The sequence below is a fragment of the Nocardia wallacei genome (assembly GCF_029868745.1).
Lineage (GTDB): Bacteria > Actinomycetota > Actinomycetes > Mycobacteriales > Mycobacteriaceae > Nocardia > Nocardia wallacei_B.
Window position 1 is genome coordinate 1 of record NZ_JARWOP010000383.1, and the last position, 6,117, is coordinate 6,117.

Below are 6,117 nucleotides of genomic sequence, written 5' to 3' on the forward strand. Positions count from 1 at the left end.
GGACCTCGATCGTGTGCGGGAGGTCGAGGTGCTCGGCCAGCCACAGGAGCGTGTCGCGCAGGCTGTCGGTGGTGCATTCGGGAACGGGCTGCTCGATGAACTGCCGCTGTCCGCCGTCGCGCTGCGGCGGCTGCGGGAATGGGACTGGGAGTTGCGCACCGATCCGACGGTCCTCATGCGCTTCAGCGCCGCCACGGCGTCCCCCCTGGGCGCCCTCTACCCCCCCGGTCCCGCCGAAACATTTCCCGCGGCCGTGGGCGCCGGAGGCGGACTGGCCGCCCTGCTCGGCACCGGTTCGGCCGCCACCGGCTCCGCGGCCGTGGGTACGGGCAGTGCGTTGGCCGCTCTGCTCGGCACCGGTTCCGCCGCAACAGGTTCCGCCGCGGTGGGTACGGGAAGTGCGTTGGCCGCGTTGCTGGGGACCGGTTCTGCGGCAACGGGATCGGCTGTGCTCGGGACCGGGTCGGCGCTTACCGGTTCCGCGGCGGTGGGGTCGGCCGCGGTGCTTTCGCCGCTCTTGCTGTTGTTGTTGATTCAGCCGCCGCCGGTTCCACCCGCGGTGCCCGCGCCGCCGCTGGCGATCCCGCCAGTTCCGGTGCCGCCGGTGCCCGCTCTGCCCGCGGTCGTGCCGCCGATTCCGGTGGCCGCGCCGCCCGCCGCGCCCGCGCCGCCCGCCCCGCCGCCGCCACCGGCGTCGCCGCCACCCGCGGTGCAGGCGCAGCCGAGCCACGACGTACGCCCCACCTCCGACAGCGGTCTGCTGCCGCCCGTCAAGGTGCTGAGCGTGGTCGGCGGCCTGGCCGCGATGGCCTTGGCCGCGGCCGGTTCCGGTGCGGTCAGCTTCCAGAGCGCCTCGGCGGCCCAGGCCCGCATCGACGCCGCACGCGCGGAATTCTTCGGACCACGGGCCTGAGGGGGGTGACCGATGACCGAGAGTCGCGCACAGAGTAGTCGCTCGTATCGCCGGGTCGCGGCCGCCGTCGACGCGGTCTGCGCGGTGGCCGCCGATTTCGACGCCACCACCCTCGACGAGGTGGTGCTGGCCATTTCGGCCGAGCGCCGCCGCCCGATCGAGATCGCCAGCGCCCAACTGGGTCCGGGCGTGTGCGGCCAGCGCCGCAGCTACCCCGACAAGGACGTGATCGTGCTGGCGTCGGCGCTACCCAGCCGCGAGCACACCCTCGCGCACGAGCTGGGCCACATCGTCTTCGACCATCCCGGCGAGCCGGCCCCCGAGGTCACCCTCGAGGCCAGCGACGACCTGATCGCCTACATGCTCAGCCAGCGCGCGCACCAGCAGATCGTCGACGACGGCGAGGACGACCAGTGCGAGTGGGAAGCCGAGACCTTCGCCAGCATGCTGATGACCCGGCTGCGCGTGTTCCACAACCGAGGCGCGGGCGTCTCGGTGCTGCGATTCGACGAGGCACTCGGATGACGGTGCCGGGCAATCCGATGGAGGACGCGGTATGACGTTCTGGCTGACCGCCCTGCTGGTCTGGATGGCCGCGGGCGCGCGCGTCGGACGCGTGATGGTGAAACCGGCGACGACGGCCCGGGTCGCGATCGTGGTCGCGGTGGCGGCCGTCGCCGCGGCCGCCACGGTGACCATCCCCGAGGTCGCCGTGGCCCTGGACCATTTGGTGCCCAACGGTATTCGCGGGCAGATGTTCGCCGATCGGATTCAGGCGGCGGCCTGGCTGCTGTTCGCCGTGGCCACCTCGGTGGTCGCCTCGGCCGCCTGGCCGGTGGTCTCGCGGCGCAACCTGCGCCAGATCGCGGCGTACATCTACGCGGGCGGGCTGATCGCGATCGCCGTGACGCTGGCCTGGTCGACCCTGTTCGGCTGGGTGGTGACGCTGCTGGGCTGCGCCTTCGTCGCGCTCACCGGCCTGCGGAATCTGGACTGGACGGCGCTGGGCCGCGGCATCGCCCTCTACACCTCGGGCACCGTCCTGGTCGGTGTGCTGTCGGCGCTGTCGATCCGCCGCCTGGCGATGGACGCCGAGCCCGCGCGGGCCGGACAGCCGGGCTGGTTCTGGCCCGCTTGGCAGGTGGCGAGCCTGCTCGTCGCGGTCGGCGCGGTGTGGATCGTCATCGAGCTGTGGGCCCGAGCGCGTCTGCTGCTGCGGCAGTTGCGGCCGCTGCATCGCACCATGGTCGGCCGCTTCCCGGAGGTCGTGGCCAAGGACCAGACGGGCTCCACCACTCAGCTCAAGGCGTCCGATCAGGTCGCGCAGATCATGGACGCGCTGTATCTGCAGTCCGGCGGGGGAGTGGAGCTGATGGCCGCGGGTCGCCCGGCGGACTCCATCACCGAACGGGCCGACCGGGTCGCGCGGTGGGCCCGGCACCCCCTCGGCGAGGTGGTGGTGGACGCGCGCTGGATCGCCCCGCCGGAGGGGATGAGCCCGCGCGGCTGGGTGCAGGCGATCGCCCGCGCCTTCGAGTCGACGTCGGAGGAACCGCGCGCCACGGCGTCCCAGCGCGGCTGACCGAGACATCGCCGGAGATTCGCCCAACCGACCGGTCTCGTGGTCTGGATCACCGCGCCGACAACGCGTTCGGGCATGGCTGTGAGCGAAGCGTCCCCCGCTTCGTTCACAGCCGCAAAACAAACACAGTGCGGTTCCGAGTCTCCGCACTGTGTTGTCTTGTGGTTCTTGCTATTCCGTGCCGTCCGGTGGGATCTCAGGCAGACCCTCGCTCGCCCGAAGCTTCTCGGCCATCGAGGTGAGGAGGTTCTGCGATTCCTCCGAAAGATCGAACGCCCTACTCGACAACCGACGCAGTCCATAGCCCTGCAGCTGGGACAGCAGCTCCAGATCGTGATCGATCTTGGCGGCATAGATGTCGTTGAAGAAGTAGTCCGGTTTGACCTTGAAGAACTTCGCCAACGCGGCCACCGTCTCGTCGGACGGGTTGGTCCGCTGTCCCGACCGCAACTGCGAGAGATACGGTTTCGAGATCGGATGGCCTGAGGCCGTCAGCGCAGCCGCCACCTCTGCATTGGTGTGCGGCTTACGCCCCGGGGGATGCACGGTTTCGAACAGCTTGTTCAGCCGCGCCGCGAAATCAGCCATTGTGAGCCGCCCAATTCCCTTCGCTGTACTAACAGTCGTTATCTCGGATACGTATCATTGATATTAGCGGCTGAGTAACTGAAAACCTACGCCTGATTCAGGATTTCCTTGAAGCTTCCAGGGGGCGCGTTCGGGAACTGGTTGTGGCCGGGGCGTTTGCGGGCCACCGCAACGGTTGTTGGGAACCGCTGGTGGAGACCGGTTCTGGCCCGTCGCAAGGGTCTCGCGCGACGGGCCTTCGGTAGCCGGAGGATAGCTGACGTCTCATACTTCCGTCTGTACCGCGTTTTGTGTGGCGTACGCCACGTTTCAGGGCATTGGGGATGAACGTTCAACCGTCGCGGCTGATCAAGGAGTACTTACAGCCGTTCGATGATGGTCCCTGTCGCAAGTGCGCCACCGGCGCACATGAGGATCATCGCGACCGACTTGTCGGAACGTTCCAGCTCATGCAGGGCCGTGGTGATCAGCCGGGATCCGGTGCTGCCCACCGGATGCCCGAGCGCGATCGCACCGCCGTTCACATTAATGCGGTCCAGGTCCGGGCCGTGCACCGAGGCCCAGGACAGCGGTACCGAGGCGAACGCCTCGTTGATCTCGAACAGATCGATGTCGGAGATGCTCATGCCGGACCGTTCCAGCAGCCGCGTGGTGGCCTGCACGGGTCCGTCGAGATGAAACTCCGGCTCCGCGCCGACCAGCGCCTGGGTGACGATGCGGGCCCGCGGGCGCAAACCCGCACGGGCGGCGGCCTGTTCGTCCATCAGCAGCACGGCGGCCGCGCCGTCGGAGACCTGCGAGGAGGTTCCGGCCGTGTGGATGCCGCCGTCGAGCACCGGCTTCAGCTTGGCCAGGCCCTCCCGGGTGGTCTCGCGCAGCCCCTGGTCGCGCGCCACGTCGAGTTTCTCGCCGGTGAGGTTGCCCTCCTTGTCGACCTGCGGTGCGGTGACCGTGAGCACCTCGCGCTCGAAACGGCCCTCCGCCCAGGCCTGACCCGCGAGACGCTGTGAGCGCACGCCGAATTCGTCGATATCGTCGCGGGTGATGCCGCGCCGCTTGGCAATTCGCTCCGCCGCCTCGAACTGGTTGGGCATGTCGATGTCCCAGCTCGCGGGGCGGCGCGGTCCGGCGTTCTCGCCGACGTTGGCGCCCAGCGGCACGTGGCTCATCGACTCCACGCCGCAGGCCAGGCCGATGTCGATGGCGCCGCTCGCGATCAGGCCCGCGACCAGATGATTGGCCTGCTGGGCCGAGCCGCACTGTGCGTCGATGGTGGTCGCGCCGGTCTGCCAGGGCAGCCCGGCGTGCAGCCACGCCGTGCGCGTGACGTTGTTGCCCTGCTCGCCGACCTGCATGACGCAGCCCCCGATGACCTGCTCCACCAGCGCGGGGTCCAGGTGGGCGCGCTCGATCACGCCCCGCTGGGCGGCGCCGAGCACCTCGGTCGCGTGCAGGCCGGCCAGCCAGCCGCCCCGTTTGCCGATCGGGGTGCGTGCGGCCTCGACGATGACGGGAGTGCCCATGTCGTTCCTTTCGCGCAGAACTGAAACAAGTTCTGCGAACTTTCTGAGACTGATTATCCGCTCCTTCACTAGTTGTACCGCCTATGCTTGAATGGCGGTAGAACCTGTTTCAGTAGTCGAAGGAGACCGCTGGTGGTAGACACGCGCCCCGCTCCCAACCTGCCCGACGGATTCGACGTCACCGACCCGGCGATGTGGGAACAGCGGGTGCCGGTCGACGAGCTGGCGGAACTACGCCGCGCCGCGCCGATCTGGTGGAATCCGAAGTCCCCCGAGGTCGGCGGCTTTCACGACGACGGCTTCTGGGTGGTCTCCAAGCATGCCGACGTCAAGGAGGTATCGCGGCGCAGCGACGTGTTCTCCAACTACGAGAACACCGCCATTCCGCGCTTCAACGACGACATCAAGCGCGAGCAGATCGATCTGCAGCGGTTCGTGCTGCTCAATCAGGACGCGCCGCAGCACACCCGGATGCGCAAGCTGATCTCCAAGGGCTTCACGCCCCGCGCGGTCAACGGCCTGCGGGAGGAGCTGTCATCCCGGGCCCGCGGCATCGTGGAGGCCGCCGCGGCGTCCGGCTCGGGCGACTTCGTCACCCAGGTGGCGTGCGAACTGCCGCTCCAGGCGATCGCCGAGCTGATCGGCGTGCCGCAGGAGGACCGCATGAAGCTGTTCCAGTGGTCCAACGACATGACCGGCTACGACGATCCCGAATCGACCGCCGATCCGCTGGCCGCGTCGACGGAGATCCTCGGCTACGCCTGGCAGATGGCCGAGGCGCGCAAGGGTTCCCCGGCGAAGGACATCGTGACCGAGCTGGTCAACGCCGATATCGACGGCGAGTCACTGACCTCCGAGGAGTTCGGCTTCTTCGTCATCCTGCTGGCGGTCGCCGGTAACGAGACCACCCGCAACGCCATCAGCCACGGCATGGCCGCCTTCCTCGACAACCCGGACCAGTGGGAGCTGTTCAAGGCCGAGCGGCCCAAGACCGCGGCGGAGGAGATCATCCGCTGGGCCACGCCCGTGTCCTCGTTCCAGCGCACCGCGCTCGAGGACACCGAACTGGCCGGCGTGCAGATCAAGCAGGGCCAGCGCGTGGTGATGCTGTATCGCTCGGCCAACTTCGACGAAGAGGTCTTCGAGGACCCCTACAGGTTCGACATTCTGCGGGACCCCAACCCGCATCTCGCCTTCGGCGGCACCGGAGCGCACTTCTGCATCGGCGCCAACCTGGCCCGGCTGGAGATCGACCTGATCTTCAACGCCATCGCCGATCACCTGCCCGACATCAGCAAGCTGGGCGACCCTCGTCGGCTGCGGTCGGGCTGGCTGAACGGGATCAAGGAGTTCCCGGTGGACTATCAGGGATCGGGCTGCCCAGTGGCCCACTGAAGCGCTCAACCAGTCATCCCGGCACGGGCGCTCAACCAGTCATCCCCCCCCCCCGGGGGGGGGGGCGGGACCCCCCCCCCCGCCGGGGGGGCCGCGCCCCCAACGCGCGGCGGGGG

At 69.0% G+C, this 6,117-nt stretch carries 6 protein-coding genes and 1 pseudogene; 4 read left to right on the top strand and 3 right to left on the bottom strand.

What is annotated here, in order from left to right; all coding sequences use genetic code 11:
• A pseudogene (locus QH470_RS36670) lies at nt 1-130 on the bottom strand (AraC family transcriptional regulator); the annotation flags it as partial.
• A gap of 579 nt (nt 131-709) precedes the next feature.
• On the opposite strand from QH470_RS36670, the gene QH470_RS36675 reads away from it, so the two are divergent.
• The 3 genes from QH470_RS36675 to QH470_RS36685 are packed head-to-tail and all read left to right on the top strand — an operon-like array spanning nt 710 to nt 2,495.
• Nucleotides 710-913, top strand: a complete 204-nt coding sequence (locus QH470_RS36675; RefSeq protein WP_280276998.1) for a hypothetical protein — start codon at nt 710-712, stop codon at nt 911-913.
• Between the two features lie 12 nt (nt 914-925).
• The gene (locus QH470_RS36680; protein ID WP_187686407.1) at nt 926-1,438 is read left to right on the top strand and encodes an ImmA/IrrE family metallo-endopeptidase; all 513 of its coding nucleotides are present in this window, start codon (nt 926-928) and stop codon (nt 1,436-1,438) included.
• A gap of 31 nt (nt 1,439-1,469) precedes the next feature.
• The gene (locus QH470_RS36685; RefSeq protein ID WP_280276999.1) at nt 1,470-2,495 is read left to right on the top strand and encodes a hypothetical protein; all 1,026 of its coding nucleotides are present in this window, start codon (nt 1,470-1,472) and stop codon (nt 2,493-2,495) included.
• Nucleotides 2,496-2,666: 171 nt separating this feature from the next.
• Here the strand turns inward: QH470_RS36685 and QH470_RS36690 are convergent, their stop codons facing one another.
• Together QH470_RS36690 and QH470_RS36695 are read right to left on the bottom strand one after the other, a co-directional pair.
• The gene (locus tag QH470_RS36690; protein ID WP_011207048.1) at nt 2,667-3,083 is read right to left on the bottom strand and encodes a helix-turn-helix domain-containing protein; all 417 of its coding nucleotides are present in this window, start codon (nt 3,081-3,083) and stop codon (nt 2,667-2,669) included.
• 359 nt (nt 3,084-3,442) lie between these two features.
• Nucleotides 3,443-4,606 (bottom strand): steroid 3-ketoacyl-CoA thiolase, encoded by a 1,164-nt coding sequence (locus tag QH470_RS36695; protein WP_280277000.1) that lies wholly within the window; start codon nt 4,604-4,606, stop codon nt 3,443-3,445.
• A 192-nt stretch (nt 4,607-4,798) separates the two neighbouring features.
• Here QH470_RS36695 and QH470_RS36700 point away from each other — a divergent pair, with 192 nt between their 5' ends.
• Nucleotides 4,799-6,001 carry a cytochrome P450 gene (locus QH470_RS36700; protein ID WP_280277001.1) on the top strand — a complete coding sequence of 401 codons (1,203 nt, stop codon included), beginning with the start codon at nt 4,799-4,801 and terminating at the stop codon, nt 5,999-6,001.
• Nucleotides 6,002-6,117: the final 116 nt, after the last annotated feature.